This is a genomic window from Nocardia sp. NPDC051833, from assembly GCF_040681225.1.
Classification (GTDB): domain Bacteria; phylum Actinomycetota; class Actinomycetes; order Mycobacteriales; family Mycobacteriaceae; genus Nocardia.
This window is the reverse complement of record NZ_JBFAYK010000003.1, coordinates 119702-134289: the sequence shown is the minus strand read 5'-3', so window position 1 is coordinate 134289 and position 14588 is coordinate 119702. Positions and strand designations below refer to the sequence as shown.

Genomic DNA, 14588 nt, shown 5'->3' with positions numbered 1-14588 from the left:
TATTATATCTAGATTCCGTGAGAAGGAGCCGAGAGTGTCCGAACTCAGTGCCGAGGACTTCGCGCCGATCCTGGCCCATGTCCGCACGTTCATCCGCACCAAGGTGGTGCCCCGCGAGCAGGAGATCCTCGACACCGACGCCATCCCGGCCGACATCCGCCAGGCCGCGGCGGAGCTGGGCCTGTTCGGCTACGCCATCCCGCAGGAGTGGGGCGGGCTCGGCGTCGACCTCACCCAGGACGTCGAACTGGCGATGGAGTTCGGCTACACCTCGCTGTCGCTGCGCTCGCTGTTCGGCACGAACAACGGCATCGCCGGTCAGGTGCTGGTGAACTACGGCACCGACCAGCAGAAGAAGCAGTGGCTCGAGCGGATCGCCGCGGGCGAGGTGCTGGCGTCGTTCGCGCTCACCGAGCCCGGCGCGGGGTCCAACCCGGCCGGATTGCGCACCCGCGCGCGGCGCGACGGTGACGACTGGGTCATCGACGGTCAGAAGCGCTTCATCACCAATGCCCCGCTCGCGGACCTGTTCGTCACCTTCGCCCGCACCGCCGAGCCCGGTCCGGACGGGCCCGGCATCGCGGTCTTCCTGGTGCCCGCGGATACGCCCGGCGTGATCGTCGGCCCCAAGGACGCGAAGATGGGCCAGGAGGGTGCCTGGACCGCCGATGTCACCTTCACCGATGTCCGGGTGCCCGCCGACGCGCTCGTCGGCGGCGCGGAGGACGTCGGCTACAAGGCGGCGATGGCCTCGCTCTCACGCGGTCGCGTGCACATCGCCGCGCTGGCCGTCGGCACCGCGCAGCGCGCGCTCGACGAATCGGTCGCCTACGCTGCGACCGTGACCCAGGGCGGCACCCCGATCGGCGATTTCCAGCTGGTCCAGGCCATGCTGGCCGACATGCAGACCGGCGTCATGGCCGGTCGCGCGTTGGTGCGCGACGCCGCGGCCAAGTACGTCTCCGGCGAGGATCGCCGGATCTCCCCCTCGGTGGCCAAGCTGTTCTGCACCGAGATGGTCGGCCGGGTCGCCGACAACGCGGTGCAGATCCACGGCGGCAGCGGCTACATGCGCGAGGTCACCGTCGAGCACATCTATCGCGACGTCCGGCTGCTGCGCCTCTACGAGGGCACCAGTGAGATCCAGCGCCTGATCATCGGCGGCGGGCTCGTGCGCGAAGCGAAGAAGCGCGCGTGAGGACGAGTACCGCCGTCGACCTGGCGACCCGGGTCCGCTCGGCCGCCACCCTGCTGTTCGTCCCCGCCGATCGTCCCGAACGCTTCGCCAAGGCCACCGCGGCGAACCCGGGTCTGGTCGTCCTCGATCTGGAGGACGCCGTCGCGCCCGCGGCCAAAGACGCCGCGCGCGACAACGCCGTCGCCTGGATCGCGGCGGGCAACGAATGCGCCGTCCGGATCAACGCGGCCGGAACCCGCTGGCACGACGACGACCTGGCGGCCCTGGCACCGCTGCATTGCGCAGTGATGCTGCCCAAGGCCGAGATCGGCGTTCTCCCGGCGGTTATCGCGACCCTCACCGCCGGGCGAGCCGACCGCGGAAGCACCCACCCTGCCTCGACCCTCGGCGAGGTCGACACCCCCGCGCCGCTGATCGCCCTGATCGAAACCGCCGCGGGCGTTGTGCATGCCGCGGCCGTCGCGGCCACCGCCGGGGTGGACCGGCTCGCGATCGGCACCTTCGATCTCGCCGCCGAGATCGGTGTCGATCCGGTCGACCGTGACGCACTGGCAGGCACCCGGCACACGGTGGTCCTGGCGTCCGCCGCGGCCGGGCTGCCCGGTCCGATCGACGGCGTCACCGGGGTGGTCGACGACGCCGACCTCGTCCACGACGACGCCGGCTACGGCCGCCGACTCGGCTTCGCGGGCAAGCTCTGCATCCATCCGCGCCAGCTCGAACCGGTCACGACCGCGTTCCGGCCCACCGCGCACGAACAGGCTTGGGCGAGAAAGATTCTCGAAGCGACCACCGAGACCTCGGGTGTCGCCGTCGTCGACGGCACCATGGTCGACAAGCCCGTGGTCGACCGCGCCCGCCGCATCCTGGCGCAGCTCGACACCACCACCGACAGTAAGGAACTGCCATGACCGGACCACTGCTCGCCGACAAGACCGCCGTCGTCACCGGTGCCGCCCAGGGGATCGGCTACGCCATCGCCGAGCGGTTCATCGCCGAGGGCGCCCGCGTCGTCGTCGGTGACATCGACGGCGCCGCGGCCGAGGCCGCCGCCGAGAAGCTTGGCGGCGCGGCCGTGGCGCGGGGCGTGCGCTGCGACGTCACCAGCGCCGCGGACGTCCAGGCGCTGCTCGACGCCGCGGCGGAGTCCTTCTCCCCCGTCGACGTCATGATCAACAACGCGGGCATCACCCGCGACGCGACCATGCGCAAGATGACCGAGGACGACTTCGACCAGGTCATCAACGTGCACCTCAAGGGCACCTGGAACGGCACCCGGCTGGCGGGCGCGGTGATGCGCGAACGCGGCAGCGGCGCCATCGTCAACATGTCCTCGCTCTCGGGCAAGATCGGCCTGCCCGGCCAGACCAACTACTCCGCCGCCAAGGCGGGCATCGTCGGCCTGTCCAAGGCCGCCGCCAAGGAGCTCGCGCACCTGGGTGTCCGGGTCAACGCCATCCAGCCCGGGCTGATCCGCACGGCGATGACCGAGGCCATGCCGCAGAAGGTGTGGGACCAGAAGATGGGCGAGATCCCGCTGGGCCGCGCCGGCGAGGTCGACGAGATCGCCTCGGTGGCACTGTTTCTCGCCTCGGACCTGTCCTCGTACATGACCGGCACCGTGCTCGAGGTGACCGGCGGGCGGTTCATGTGACCGAGTCCGCCTGGGAACCGCACCTCGAGACCAGCACCGAGCTCCTCGACCCGGCCCCCGTCGCCGCGCTCGCCGCGCTGCTCGACGACGGACTGCCCACCCCGGAGCCAGGCGACCCGCTCCCGCCGCTGTGGCACTGGGTCGCCCTGCCACGCTGGGCCGCCTCGGGCGTCCTCGGTGCCGACGGGCACCCGCGCCGCGGCTCGTTCCTGCCGCCGGTCGCCCTGCCGCGGCGGATGTTCGCCGGTGGTGAGATCCGTTTCCACGCACCGCTTCTCGTCGGCAGCAGGGTCCGGCGCGAGGCGGAGGTGGTCTCGGTGACCGAGAAGAACGGCCGCTCGGGCGCGCTGGTCGTGGTCGACGTCCAGATCCGGTTGTTCGACCACACCGGCGCCCTCGCGATCGAAGAGTCGCAGAACCTGATCTACCGCGAGGCGGCACCGCCGCCCGCCGAGCCCGCCGCCGTTCCGGCCGCGGACCTCGTTCCCGGGGCGCCCTTGCACCGGACCGCGGATGACGCCTGGGCGCTGCGGACCGATCCGTCGCTGCTGGCCCGGTTCTCCGCGGCCACCGCGAATGCCCATCGCATCCACTACGACTGGCCCTACGCCACCGGCGTGGAGGGCTATCCGGGACTCGTCGTGCACGGCCCCCTCCAGGCCATCGCGCTGGCCGAGGTCCACCGGCTGCGGGGTGGGGCACCGGTGCGCGAGCTCCGGCACCGGGGCCGCGCGCCGCTGTTCTGCGGTCAGCCCGCGCGGCTGCTCGCCACCACCGTGCCGGACGGCGTTGCGCTCGAATTGTTCGGTCCCGGTGGCGAATCCGCCGGACCGAACGCCACCGTCGACCTCACCGTCCATCAGGAGATCTCGTGACCCGCGTCTTCCGCACGCTCGACGATGTTCGCGCCGCGATCGGCGCACCGATCGGCCCGAGCACACCGTTTCTCGTCGACCAGACCAGGATCGCCGCCTTCGCCGCCGTGACCGACGACGAGCAGTGGATCCATGTCGACCCCGAGCGCGCCGCCGACGGGCCCTACGGCGGCACCATCGCGCACGGCTACCTCACGCTGTCGCTGGTCTCGCACTTCCGGCCCGAACTGCTGGACTTCGCCTTCGGCGCGGCCCGGGTCAACTACGGCGTCAACAAGGTTCGCTTCCCGGCACCGCTGCGCGCGGGGTCGCAACTGCGCGCCACCGTCACGATCACCGACGTCACCGAGTCCCCGGCCGGGGCGCTGGTGACCGCGAAGTACGTGCTCGACGGCGGCGAGGCCAAACCGGCCTGTGTCGCCGAGACGGTTGTACTGATCGTCGACTGACCCACACATACGAAGAACGGGGGGTGGCCGCGGCCACCCCCCGTTTCGCTGTCGGTCCCTACGCGTTGGCCGACAACGCGTCCGCCAAGGCGATGACACCCTCCGCGGTCTTCGCGTGGGCGAGATCGATGTGCTGGCCCTCGAAGTCCACCGCGGAGCTACCGGCGGCCTCGGCCTCCTTGTATGCCTCGATCATGCGCCGGTAGAAGTCGACCGTCTCCGGCGACGGGGAGAACACCTCGTTGGCGATCGCCACGTGCGACGGGTGGATGGCCACCAGTCCGCGGTAACCCAGCTGGCGGTTGTCCAGGCAGAAGCGCCGCGCGCCGTCGAGATCCTTGATGTCCTGCCACACGCCCGCGACCGGGTGGTGCAGCCCGTTCGAACGCGCCGCCAGGATGATCCGGCTGCGCAGGTACAGCGTCTCGAGCCCACCGGGGGTGAACTCGAAGCCGAGTTCCCGGCCGACATCGGCGTTCGGGCCGGTGGCGCCGAGCAGCGAGGCGACCCGCGGGCTGGCCGCGGCGATCTCCTCGCAGTGCGCCATCGACGTCGCGGTCTCGTAGGAGACGATCAGCCGCACCGTGCCGACCTCGATGCCCTCGCGCTGCTCGATGTGGCCGAGCACCGCGTCCAAGCGGACGATCTCGTCGGCGGTGAAGACCTTGGCCAGGAACAGGCCGGCCAGGCCGGGCCGCACGACGGCCTCGAGGTCGCCGCCGAGCAGGCCGCTCACCTCCGGATTGGCCCTGACCCACAGGTCGGGGCGCACACCGACGCCGGTGAGACGGTCGATCGTGGCCGCGACCGTCGCCCTCGCCTCGATCTTCTCGGCGGCGGGGACCGAGTCCTCCAGGTCGAGGATGAGCGCGTCGGCACCGGAGGCGACGCCCTTGTCCGCCCAGGCGGCCTTGTGACCTGGGACGAAGAGCATCGAGCGGTACGGTTTCATCGGGGTGCCTCCCTTGGCGAGTGCAGTTCAGATCCTTCCTGAATATAATATATGTAATATTCCCTCAAGCGAAGGGTTCGCCACGAACGTCACTGCGTGGCCACGAACGCGTCGGGACCGTCGGAGAAGAGCAGACCCGTGTCGACGGACGGCACCCCGGTACGCGACAGCGATCCGTCGGCCGCCATCGCGTAGGTGTGTACCCGCGAGGTGCCCTGAAGGGTGAGCGTGTCGATCAGGAACACCCGTTCCGACACCGAATCCACCAGCACCCGGCCCGGCAGCGTCCCCGCGGGCGCCGGGTACGGCGAACCAGGCAGCGGGCTCAGCACGCCGTTGTCGGCGATCCGGAAACCGGCGATGTCACCGGCCATCGCCTCGGCGATGTACAGGCGCTTGCTGTCGGCGGTGAACATCGCACCGTGCGGCAGCGGCATCAGGCCGGTGCGGAAGGGGGATCCGGGAATCGGCGTCAGCCTGCCGTCGGCCCCGATCGCGTAGCCCGACATGCTGCCGTCGGCCTCGTTGCTGGTGTAGAGGAAGCGGCCGTCGGGGCTGATGCCGGGCAGCGTCGACATCAGCCCGGCCGGGACGGCGTCCACCTGCGTCAGCGCGCCGTTCGGGCCGACCGCGTAGCTGAACACCGTCGCCTCGAGCCAGCCCGCGGTGAACAGGAACCGGCCGTCGGGCGTGATCGCGGGCATGCTCAGCCCGCTGAGCCCGGGAATCCGCACCGGCGCGGCCCCGGTGGGCACGAGCCCGCCCGAGCCGGTGATCGCGTAGGCGCGGATCTCGTTCGTCGCCACGCCGGTGGTCACGAACACCGTCCGCCCGTCCGGCGACGCCAGCACGCCGACGCCGGGGCCACCCAGGTCGAGGTGGGCGTCGGCGATCGGGGTGAGCGTGCCGTCGGTGCCGAGGTGGAATCCCTCGACCGTCCCCGACACCGTGTTCGCCGTGTAGACCTTCCGCCCGTCCGGGGTGATCGTCACCGACAGCGCGCCGGTGCCGGAGGCGAACGGCGACCCCGCCACCTTCGACAGGGTGCCGAGGCGATCGAGACCGAGCACGCTGATGTTCGACGACCCGGCGCCGGTGATCACCAGGTACCGCGCACCCGAATCCGCCAGTGCGACAGCAGAATCCAGCCCGGCACCCGACCCGAGGGCGAGCACGACCGCCAGACCCGCGGCCCACCGCCGCGGACGAAAACGCTTGCTGCGGAACATCTGTACAACCTCCAGCCGCCAGACGGGCACCACTGCCCCCCTGGCCGAATAGAACGCGCGCGACATGCGCTGATGAATAAGAAAGGGAGTGATTACCTTGTGCCCCTTTCCCTTTGCGAGCGTAAACAGAACTCCGCGGCCCGAATGTCCAACAATGTGGACATTCATCGCAATTCGGGAATAGCGATTTTCCCTTTCGCCGCGACGACGCGAAAGGCCCCGCCGACCTGGGTCGACGGGGCCTTTTCGCGGCAATCCCCTCCGATATCGGGTGCCGAGAACGCCGGGTGCGGGCAGTGTCAGTTGCCGAAGCCCGAGGCATCGGTCGGCGGCTGCTCGAGCACCAGGGTCTTGGTCTCCAGGAACGGCAGCAGCCCCTCCGTGCCACCCTCACGACCGACGCCGGACAGTTTGAAGCCGCCGAAGGCGATGGAGAAGTCGGTGCGCGGGCCGTTGTGCCCCACTGTGCCGGTGCGCAGTTTGCGCGCCACCCGGTAGGCCCGGTCGGCGTCGTCGGTGAACACCGCGGCGTTGAGGCCGTAGGGGTTGTCGTTGGCCAGGGCGATCGCGTCGTCCTCGTCCTTCGCCGCGATGACGGCCAGGACCGGACCGAAGATCTCCTCCGTCGCGATCACCGACCGGTTGTCGACGTTCGCGAAGACCGTCGGCTCGACGAAGAAGCCGCGGTCCAGATGCGCCGGGCGGCCGCCACCGGTGACCAGCCGGGCACCCGACGACTTTCCCGCCGCGATGTAGCCCTCGACCCGTTCGCGCTGACGCGCCGAGGCGAGCGGACCCATGGTGACGGTCTCGTCGAACGGATCACCCACGCGCACCGCGCTCATCGCCGCGCCGAGCGCCTCGGCGAGCTCGTCGTGACGCCGCTCGCTGACGATGACGCGCGTCAGGCTGTGACACACCTGCCCGGCCAGGTAGCTGATGCCCCCGGCCAGCACCTTCGCCGCGGTACCGAGGTCGTAGTCGTCCAGGATCAGGGCGGGCGACTTGCCGCCCAGCTCGAGGGTGCACCGGGCCATCCGGTCGGCGCAGATGGCGCCGATCGCCCGGCCGGCGACGGTGGAGCCGGTGAAGGTCACCTTGTCGACGCCGGGATGGCGGACCAGCGACTCCGATACCGCACGATCGGCCGTCACCACATTGAGCACACCCGCGGGCAGGCCGACCTTCGCACAGATCTCGGCGAACAGGTAGGCCGAGGTCGGCGCCTCCTGCGGCGGCTTGAGCACCACCGTGCAGCCCGCCAGCAGCGCGGGGGCACACTTGTAGGCCATCAGCCCGGCCGGACCGTTCCACGGCACGATCGCCGCCACCACGCCCACCGGCTCGCGCACGAGCAGACCCGCGCCGCCCGCCGCGGGGGTGTGCGCCTCCCGGAACTCGAACGTCTCGGCCAGGTCGGCGTACGCGTTGAACGCCCCATTCAGGAACAGCGGCAGGCGGGCCTTGGCCAGGGAGTAGGCGATGCCGGACTCGATGGACCACAGCCGGGCGAAATCGTCACCGCGCGCGGTCAGTTCCGCGGCGATCGCGCGCAGGTAGCCGGCGCGTTCGGCGGGCGACAGCAGCGGCCACGGCCCCTGGTCGAAGGCCCTGCGGGCCGCCGCCACGGCCGCGTCCACGTCGTCGACGCCCGCCGCGCCGACCGCCGTCACGACCTCCTCGGTGCTGCAGTTCAGCACATCGAAGACCTCGGACGTGGACACCGGGATCCAGTCGCCATCGATGTAGGACGCCTCGGGATGTTCGGGCAGCACACCGGCCACCACTGACTTCGTCATGAAAACCCTTCGGATCTGAAGTCGCCACGCCACTGTGACGCACGCAACGCTTAATTATATATACTATATTTTGCATTCAGAATCCATGGGCGTTTCGGTCGAGCGTCGGGCGTCGGCGGCCGCGGTGACCCGCCGGTCAGGCGGTGGACTTGCGGGCGTCCACCGACCACATGCCCTGCTTCTCCAGCATGGCGATCAGCTCGTCGGCGCTGGACATGATGTGATCGCGCATCAGCGAGCCCGCCGCCTTGGCCCGGCGTTGCCGCAGCGCCTCGAGGATCGCGGGGTGGTCGCGCAGCGTGTCCTCGCGGTGGCCTTCGATACTGATGTAGAAGCGGTTCGGCAGCTGCTTGACGACCGTGCCGAGCAGGGTCGCCAACCGCCGGGAGTTCGCGGCCAGGTTCACCGAGCGATGGAACTCGTGACCGTAGACGACGAGGTCCTCGTCGGCCTCGACCTCGGCGGCGCGCGCGTGCGCCGCCACCACCCCGGCGAGCCGGTCGAGTTCGGCCACCGAGATCGCTTTCGCGGCGCGGCTCGCCAGTTCCCCCGCCATCGTCGCCTGGGCCCAGAACAGGTCGTGCACATCCTGTTTGGTGAATTCCGAGACCATGAAGCCACGGCGCGGCACCAGCTCGACGAAGCCCTCGCCGCTGAGCAGCAGCAGCCCCTCCCGCACCGGCGTATTGCTGACTCCGACGGCCTCCGCGACCGGTTCGATCCGCAGGAACTCCCCCGGCCGGACCCGGCCGGAGATGATCAGCTCGCGCACATAGGTCGCGACGTCCTCCGAGAGCTGATGACGCTGCCTGCCCGCGCTGCGCGGCAGACCCTGCACAGTGGTCTCCATGGCGTCGGTCCTTCCGGTCGGTTATTACGCATTATGCCTCATGCACAACACATCCAGCCGCTGTGACGCCGGACGACGTGGGTCCGGCGGCCGCGAAATCACCGGTGACGGCGGCGAACGCGCGGATCAGCGCGGTCTCGGTGGCGGTGCGCCAGACGAAGGTCCAGCGGCAGCGGGGGCCGTCCGGCAGGGGGACGTAGACGATGCCGGGGCGGGCGTAGTACCGCACGCAGTGTTCTTGGACCAGCGCGACGGCCCGGCCTGCGGCGATGGCCGCCAGCATCTCCTGGAAGGTGTGCACGCGGGGACCACGCGGGATCGGGCGACCGGCCGGTGTACGGGGCGGGATCAGCTCGTCGGCCCAGTAGCCCGGCGCGTCGGTTCCGATGTCGCACAGGGTGTGATCACCGAGATCCTCCACCGACATCGTCGTCCGCGTGGCTGATTCGCTGCCTTCCCGCACCGCCAGCCGGACCGGTTCGACGAGCACGGTGGGGCCGACGGTGATGTCGGGCTCCTCGACCGGCAGCCACAGCAGCTGGATATCGACCGTCCCGGCGCGCAGCGGGCCGAACGGGTCGGCGAAGTGCGCCTCACGCAGGACCAGCTCGACGCCGGGGTAGGCGTCGGTGAACGAGCGCAGCACCGGGGCGACGACGTGGCCGAGCGCGCCCATGATTCCCACGGTCAGCACGTCGCTCATGCCCTGCGCCGCGGCCCTGGCCCGCGCGACCGCCGATTCGATCAGCTGACTGCCGCGCCGCAGCTCGTCGCGCAATTGCACGCCGATGGGGGTGAGTGCGACGGAACGACTGGTCCGGGTGAACAGCGGGGCGCCGATACGGCGTTCCTGTTTCCTGATGGCGTGACTGACCCGGGACTGGGTGATGCGCAGCCGGTGCGCGGTCCGGCCGAAGTGCAATTCCTCGGCGAGGGTCAGGAAGATCTCGATGTCCCGCATTTCCACGGGTATGCCTCCATGATCATGATCCGACGGTCATGGCTCGTTCCGAAAACTGGCGTTGATCAGCGACGTCATCCACCGACATGGTGAATGTGCCGAATTCGTCACGCTTTTGGGAGAGACCATTGACGCTCGTATTTCTGGCCGCCGCGCTCGCCGTCGGCGGCCTGCTCGCCCTGCAGGCTTCGGTGAACCTGCAACTGGGCAAGGCGGTGGGCACCCCGTACGGTGCCGCCACCGTGCAATTGGCGGTCTCGGCCGTGCTGCTCGCGGTCGTGGCCGCGGTGGCGGGCGGCTGGGGCGCGCTCGCCGGGCTCGGTGACGTCGAGTGGTGGAAACTGGTGGGCGGCATCGCCTCGCCCGTCTACATCACCAGCGCCATCCTGCTGTTCCCGCGACTCGGCGCGCTCGCCTCGGTCGGTCTGTTCGTCACCGGGCAGATGTTCGCGTCCATCGCGCTCGATGTCGGCGGGCTGCTCGGCGTCGAGCGGCGACCGCTGGGGCCGGGCATGCTGCTGGGCGCCGTGGTCGTGCTGGCGGGAATCGTGGTGGTGATCCGTAGCCAGCTCACGGATGGCCAGGGGCAGACCTCCGCGGCGGCGCGAATCGGCTGGATCGCGCTGGGACTCGTTGCCGGAGCGGTCCTTCCGGTGCAGGGCGCGACCAATGCCGCGTTGCGCCGCGCGCTCGACGATCCGTTCGTCACCGGGCTGTGGTCGTTCGTGGTGGCGACGGCGACCATCGCGGTGGCGCTGATCGTCCTCGTGATCACCGGCCGCACGCCGCGTCCTCGGCTCGCCCCGCTGCGGACGGTGCCGTGGTGGGGGTGGCTGGGCGGGGTCGCGGCGGCGGCCTATGTCACCGTCACGTTCACGGTCATCCCGGAGATCGGCGCCGCCACCACCATCGCGCTGACGGTCACCGGGCAGCAGCTGGTGTCGGCGGCCATCGATCATCGCGGCTGGTTCCAGTTGCCGAGCAAGCCGGTGACCAGCGGGCGCCTGGCCGGTCTCGTGGCGCTGATCGCCGGGTGCGCGCTGGTGCAGCTCGCCTAGTGGCGAGGCGGTGATCGTCACGGGGACACGCGATCCGCGGCCGAGAACCCCGCGACGATCCCGACCCGGCGACGCCGGTAGTACGCGAAGGTGACGGCGGCCAGCAGTGGGCCCCACAGCAGGAGCGGGGCGTAGCAGAGGTAGTAGACGGCCGACTCCCAACCACCGGCGCGGGAGGGGAAGTCCGCCGGGGTCGGGTCGCCACGCAGGGTGACGCCGGCGAACTCCGTGACGAAGGCGGCGGTCCACATGATCGTCAGCGTCGCCGCGCCGAGCGCGGCCGGGACCACGGCGACCGGAGTGGGGATGCGCCGCCCGCGCAACCGCGGAATCCAGCGCGGGAACCATTCACCCCAGGCCGCGACCAGTCCCACGGCGGTGAACGCCACCAGTTCCGACACGATCGACAAGGCGATCACATACAGCTCGCCGGGGAGCCAGGACGGGAGATCCCCGCGCTTGCCCGCGGTGTCGTCGTCGAGGAAGGCCACGCCGATCCGCCAGAGACTGGACGGTAGCGCCGTCAACGGAACAGCGAAGGCGGCGATCGTGGCCCATCGCGGAACTCCCGGAACCGGCGTATGCACCGTCCGCCATGCGGTGTAGAGCCGTCCGGTGCGCACGGGTGGGTCGGCCAGAGCGGTCATTCGCTCGCCTCCGTCACCGCGGGGAGTTCACGGATGCGCCGGGTGCGAGACGAGCACTCGGGCGGCCAGGTGTCGAACATGGGGCCTCCAGTTACGAAACTATCAGTCTCGTAACCATAGCCTCCCGCTCCAGCCCGTGCCGCTCGGACCCGATGCGGGCGGCACGCGCCTCACTGACGCCCGGGTAGCGGCTCCGCAGTATCGGCGACCGCCCCAGCGACGCGGCGCCCACCCGAGGTGCGCCTACGCGGTCAGCGTCGCGGCGCCCGGGCCATCCAATTCCCCTGCCGCGAGGGCTCTTCCGGAGAGAGCGAGCAGGAGGGCCACCGCGGAGCCGCGCACTTGCGGGCCGTCCCCGACATCGAGATCCGCGTCGGTCGCCGTCAGGCGCAGGTCCCGCGCGCGCTCCTTTCCACCGCCGACCTTCACCGACGTATCGAGCTGATGACGGACCGCCGTCACCACGGGCGCGACGGGATAGTCGCGATGCAGGCCGAGGGGGCGCCGGATGTCCTCGCCGTGCACGAACGCTTCGATCAACCGGGTCGCCTTCGGCGCCGGGGCACCCGTGGTCCGCCCGCTCGCCGCCCGGAACGCGGCCAAGGTCAGCGCGGGATCCTCGGCGCGCTCCCGCGCGACACCCGCCTGGTTGAAACGGTCGAAATCGAAACGGGCAGCGGCGAAGTGGACGACGAAGCCGAGCCGGGTGGTCTTCGCGTCGTCGGTCAGATGCGCCACGACGTCGTGCACGTCCCAGCCGGGACACAGTGACGGCGTCGACCACCGCTCCGCGGGCAGGTCCGCCAGGTCCGCGATCAGCGCGGCGCGCTCGGCGTGCACCACCGTCCAGATCTCGCTCACGTCAGCCTCCACTCCCTGCCGGTAACTGAACTGAACAGTACAGGAAAGTTACAGCTGAACTCAAGAGTTCAGTTGCGCTACCATGCGGAGCGTGGGCACAGCGAGAACCAGACCGGCGCCACCTTCGGGGGCCCGCGCCGAGCGCAGTCGGCACGCCATCGTGACCGCCGCCCGCGCGGTGTTCATCGCCGAGGGATTCGACGTGGGCATGGACCGGATCGCCGCCGCGGCGGGCGTGTCGAAAGTGACCGTGTACAACCACTTCAGCAGCAAAGAGGACCTGTTCACCGAGGTCATCGGCGAGGCCATGGGGGCAGCGCACGCGACGATGGCGCAGGTCCGCAGCGAGCTCGCCGACACCGACGACGTCCGCGACGCCCTGCTCCGGGCGGCGCGCGCCCTGGTCACCGCGGCGACGGACCCGACCAGACTCGCGCTGCGCAACCTCGTCACCGCCGAACTGCGCCGCTTCCCCGATCTCGGCCACGCCTACCACGCGCAGGGCCCCGCCCAGTCCGCCGTCGCCATGGGTGAACTCCTCACCGACCTGTGCGCCCGCGGCCACCTCGTCGTTCCCGACCTCGAGGTGGCGGTCGTCCAGTTCTTCGGCCTGACGATCTACCCGCACCTGATCACCGGCTCGATCGGCACCGCCCTGCCACCGGACCTCGCCGACCGGCTCGTCACCGACGGCGTCGAGACCTTCCTGAGTCGCTACAGGAACGTTCCCCCTCCCCCGGCACGCGGCGCTCGATCGGCCCGTCCGTCCAGACGCCGGAGCTGACCGGCCCGCTCAGCCCGCCGTTCACAGTCGCCGGACACCGCGGACCACCTTCGCGAACGACGACGCCGTCAGCAGCCCCTTGCCCAGGTGCGGGTGGCAGGCGCCGAGGTCGACCATCACGGCATAGGTCAGGCCATGATCGCGGCGGACTGCGAGTTGCTCGAGGATCTCGTCCGGGGTCCCGGCCACGAAGATCTCCCGGATCAACGACGCGGGAGCGCGGCGGCCGTACTCGATGGCCGTGGCTTCGTCGATGGTCTGCGGCAGGATGTCCTGCGCGCCGGCGAAGGTGGGGCCAAGCGGATGTTCGGCACCGTGGCGCGCCCAGGCCTGCGCCGACCCGATGAGCGCGTAGGCACGGACCACGGGCGAGTCGAGGATCTCTTCGACGGTCGCCGCCGACCTGCCCGCGATGACGAAGAACCACCCCGCCGCCCGGACCGCCGACGGGTCGCGGCCCGCGTCCGAGGCCGCGGCGCGGATGGTGTCGAGCTTGGCGCGATAGTCGGCGGGACTGCTGGGGAAGGCGGGCATCCAGGCATCGGCGTACCGGCCCGCCGCTCGCAGCATCCGCGGTCCATGGGCGCCCATCCACAGTTCCGGCCGGGTGCCGCGATACGGCGGCAGTGCGAAGATCGCGTCGCGCAACGGAAAGAACTCGGAATCGCGGGTGATCGGCTCGCCACCGGAGTCCCACAGTGCCCGGATCGTGGCGACCGCCTCCTCGAACCGGGCCACCGGACGCCGCCAGTCGACCCCGTAGGGCTCGTTGTTCTCCCGCTCTCCAGGGCCGATGCCGAGGATCGCCCGCCCACGGGTGAGCAGGTGCAGGGTCGCCGCGGCCTGCGCGGTCACCGCCGGATGCCGACGGCCGGTGTCGGTCACCCCGATGCCGAGGCGCAACCGTCGCAGGCGGTTTCGCGCGGCCGCGTACCCGAGCATCGTCCACGGCTCGTAATAGGCGTCGGCTTCGGGCGCGACCCGGGCGCCGCCCGCGTGCCGCGCCGACCACACCGACGCCGGGAACAGCCCGATCAGGTGGTCGACGGACCACAGCGAGTCCGCGCCCGCCACGGCAGCGAGGAACTCGGCATTGCGATGGGTGAAATCCGGGACGAACCGGCTGTGCAGCCCCGGATCGACGACCCCGGCCCGCACCCGCTGTTGTTTCCGCATCGCGCACCCGCTTCCGGAGGTGACGAGAAGGATTGTGTACCCGTGCAGTGTCCCACGCGCGAGCCGCCCACCCCGGTCGGACCGGGGTGGGCGGC

15 protein-coding genes are annotated in these 14588 nt (G+C 70.6%); 7 read left to right on the top strand and 8 right to left on the bottom strand.

Features of this window, described 5'->3' with window-relative positions; genetic code table 11:
* The first annotated feature begins 34 nt into the window (after positions 1-34).
* The 5 genes from AB0L91_RS25215 to AB0L91_RS25195 are packed head-to-tail and all read left to right on the top strand — an operon-like array spanning position 35 to position 4176.
* The gene (locus AB0L91_RS25215) at positions 35-1198 is read left to right on the top strand and encodes an acyl-CoA dehydrogenase family protein (protein ID WP_365013986.1); all 1164 of its coding nucleotides are present in this window, start codon (positions 35-37) and stop codon (positions 1196-1198) included.
* Entirely contained in the window at positions 1195-2109 is a 915-nt protein-coding gene (locus tag AB0L91_RS25210; protein WP_365013983.1) for a CoA ester lyase, read from the top strand. Before AB0L91_RS25215 ends, AB0L91_RS25210 begins: the two co-directional genes overlap by 4 nt.
* Positions 2106-2852, top strand: a complete 747-nt coding sequence (fabG, locus tag AB0L91_RS25205) for a 3-oxoacyl-ACP reductase FabG (protein WP_357348688.1) — start codon at positions 2106-2108, stop codon at positions 2850-2852. Before AB0L91_RS25210 ends, fabG begins: the two co-directional genes overlap by 4 nt.
* Positions 2849-3727, top strand: a complete 879-nt coding sequence (locus AB0L91_RS25200) for a MaoC family dehydratase N-terminal domain-containing protein (protein WP_365013980.1) — start codon at positions 2849-2851, stop codon at positions 3725-3727. The genes fabG and AB0L91_RS25200 overlap by 4 nt, the downstream gene beginning before the upstream one ends.
* Positions 3724-4176 carry a MaoC family dehydratase gene (locus AB0L91_RS25195; RefSeq protein ID WP_357348685.1) on the top strand — a complete coding sequence of 151 codons (453 nt, stop codon included), beginning with the start codon at positions 3724-3726 and terminating at the stop codon, positions 4174-4176. Before AB0L91_RS25200 ends, AB0L91_RS25195 begins: the two co-directional genes overlap by 4 nt.
* Before the next feature lie 58 nt (positions 4177-4234).
* On the opposite strand, the gene AB0L91_RS25190 is transcribed toward AB0L91_RS25195, so the two are convergent.
* From AB0L91_RS25190 to AB0L91_RS25170, 5 genes are all read right to left on the bottom strand, one after another.
* Positions 4235-5128 carry a CoA ester lyase gene (locus AB0L91_RS25190; protein WP_357348683.1) on the bottom strand — a complete coding sequence of 298 codons (894 nt, stop codon included), beginning with the start codon at positions 5126-5128 and terminating at the stop codon, positions 4235-4237.
* 89 nt (positions 5129-5217) lie between these two features.
* Positions 5218-6357 (bottom strand): beta-propeller fold lactonase family protein, encoded by a 1140-nt coding sequence (locus AB0L91_RS25185; protein ID WP_365013977.1) that lies wholly within the window; start codon positions 6355-6357, stop codon positions 5218-5220.
* A 299-nt stretch (positions 6358-6656) separates the two neighbouring features.
* Positions 6657-8156, bottom strand: a complete 1500-nt coding sequence (locus tag AB0L91_RS25180; protein WP_365013974.1) for an aldehyde dehydrogenase — start codon at positions 8154-8156, stop codon at positions 6657-6659.
* Between the two features lie 136 nt (positions 8157-8292).
* The gene (locus tag AB0L91_RS25175; protein WP_365013972.1) at positions 8293-9006 is read right to left on the bottom strand and encodes a GntR family transcriptional regulator; all 714 of its coding nucleotides are present in this window, start codon (positions 9004-9006) and stop codon (positions 8293-8295) included.
* A gap of 31 nt (positions 9007-9037) precedes the next feature.
* Complete coding sequence (locus AB0L91_RS25170; protein ID WP_365015276.1) at positions 9038-9967, bottom strand: LysR family transcriptional regulator; 930 nt, start codon at positions 9965-9967, stop codon at positions 9038-9040.
* A gap of 128 nt (positions 9968-10095) precedes the next feature.
* Between AB0L91_RS25170 and AB0L91_RS25165 the strand changes: the two genes are divergently transcribed.
* Positions 10096-11025 carry a DMT family transporter gene (locus AB0L91_RS25165; protein WP_365013969.1) on the top strand — a complete coding sequence of 310 codons (930 nt, stop codon included), beginning with the start codon at positions 10096-10098 and terminating at the stop codon, positions 11023-11025.
* Between the two features lie 17 nt (positions 11026-11042).
* Here the strand turns inward: AB0L91_RS25165 and AB0L91_RS25160 are convergent, their stop codons facing one another.
* Entirely contained in the window at positions 11043-11672 is a 630-nt protein-coding gene (locus AB0L91_RS25160) for a hypothetical protein (protein WP_365013967.1), read from the bottom strand.
* Positions 11673-11915: 243 nt separating this feature from the next.
* Complete coding sequence (locus AB0L91_RS25155) at positions 11916-12533, bottom strand: maleylpyruvate isomerase family mycothiol-dependent enzyme (protein WP_365013964.1); 618 nt, start codon at positions 12531-12533, stop codon at positions 11916-11918.
* 91 nt (positions 12534-12624) lie between these two features.
* Between AB0L91_RS25155 and AB0L91_RS25150 the strand changes: the two genes are divergently transcribed.
* Positions 12625-13317: a TetR/AcrR family transcriptional regulator gene (locus AB0L91_RS25150; RefSeq protein WP_365013962.1), complete on the top strand. Its 693-nt coding sequence runs from the start codon at positions 12625-12627 to the stop codon at positions 13315-13317.
* A gap of 21 nt (positions 13318-13338) precedes the next feature.
* Here the strand turns inward: AB0L91_RS25150 and AB0L91_RS25145 are convergent, their stop codons facing one another.
* Complete coding sequence (locus AB0L91_RS25145) at positions 13339-14493, bottom strand: LLM class flavin-dependent oxidoreductase (RefSeq protein WP_365013960.1); 1155 nt, start codon at positions 14491-14493, stop codon at positions 13339-13341.
* Positions 14494-14588 lie beyond the last annotated feature (95 nt).

Bases quoted from the DNA above. Each gene is read 5' to 3' on its own strand.
- fabG (WP_357348688.1), top strand. From the start codon at position 2,106: ATGACCGGACCACTGCTCGCCGACAAGACCGCCGTCGTCACCGGTGCC.
- AB0L91_RS25190 (WP_357348683.1), bottom strand. From the start codon at position 5,128: ATGAAACCGTACCGCTCGATGCTCTTCGTCCCAGGTCACAAGGCCGCC.
- AB0L91_RS25185 (WP_365013977.1), bottom strand. From the start codon at position 6,357: ATGTTCCGCAGCAAGCGTTTTCGTCCGCGGCGGTGGGCCGCGGGTCTG.
- AB0L91_RS25180 (WP_365013974.1), bottom strand. From the start codon at position 8,156: ATGACGAAGTCAGTGGTGGCCGGTGTGCTGCCCGAACATCCCGAGGCG.
- AB0L91_RS25175 (WP_365013972.1), bottom strand. From the start codon at position 9,006: ATGGAGACCACTGTGCAGGGTCTGCCGCGCAGCGCGGGCAGGCAGCGT.
- AB0L91_RS25170 (WP_365015276.1), bottom strand. From the start codon at position 9,967: ATGCGGGACATCGAGATCTTCCTGACCCTCGCCGAGGAATTGCACTTC.
- AB0L91_RS25160 (WP_365013967.1), bottom strand. From the start codon at position 11,672: ATGACCGCTCTGGCCGACCCACCCGTGCGCACCGGACGGCTCTACACC.
- AB0L91_RS25145 (WP_365013960.1), bottom strand. From the start codon at position 14,493: ATGCGGAAACAACAGCGGGTGCGGGCCGGGGTCGTCGATCCGGGGCTG.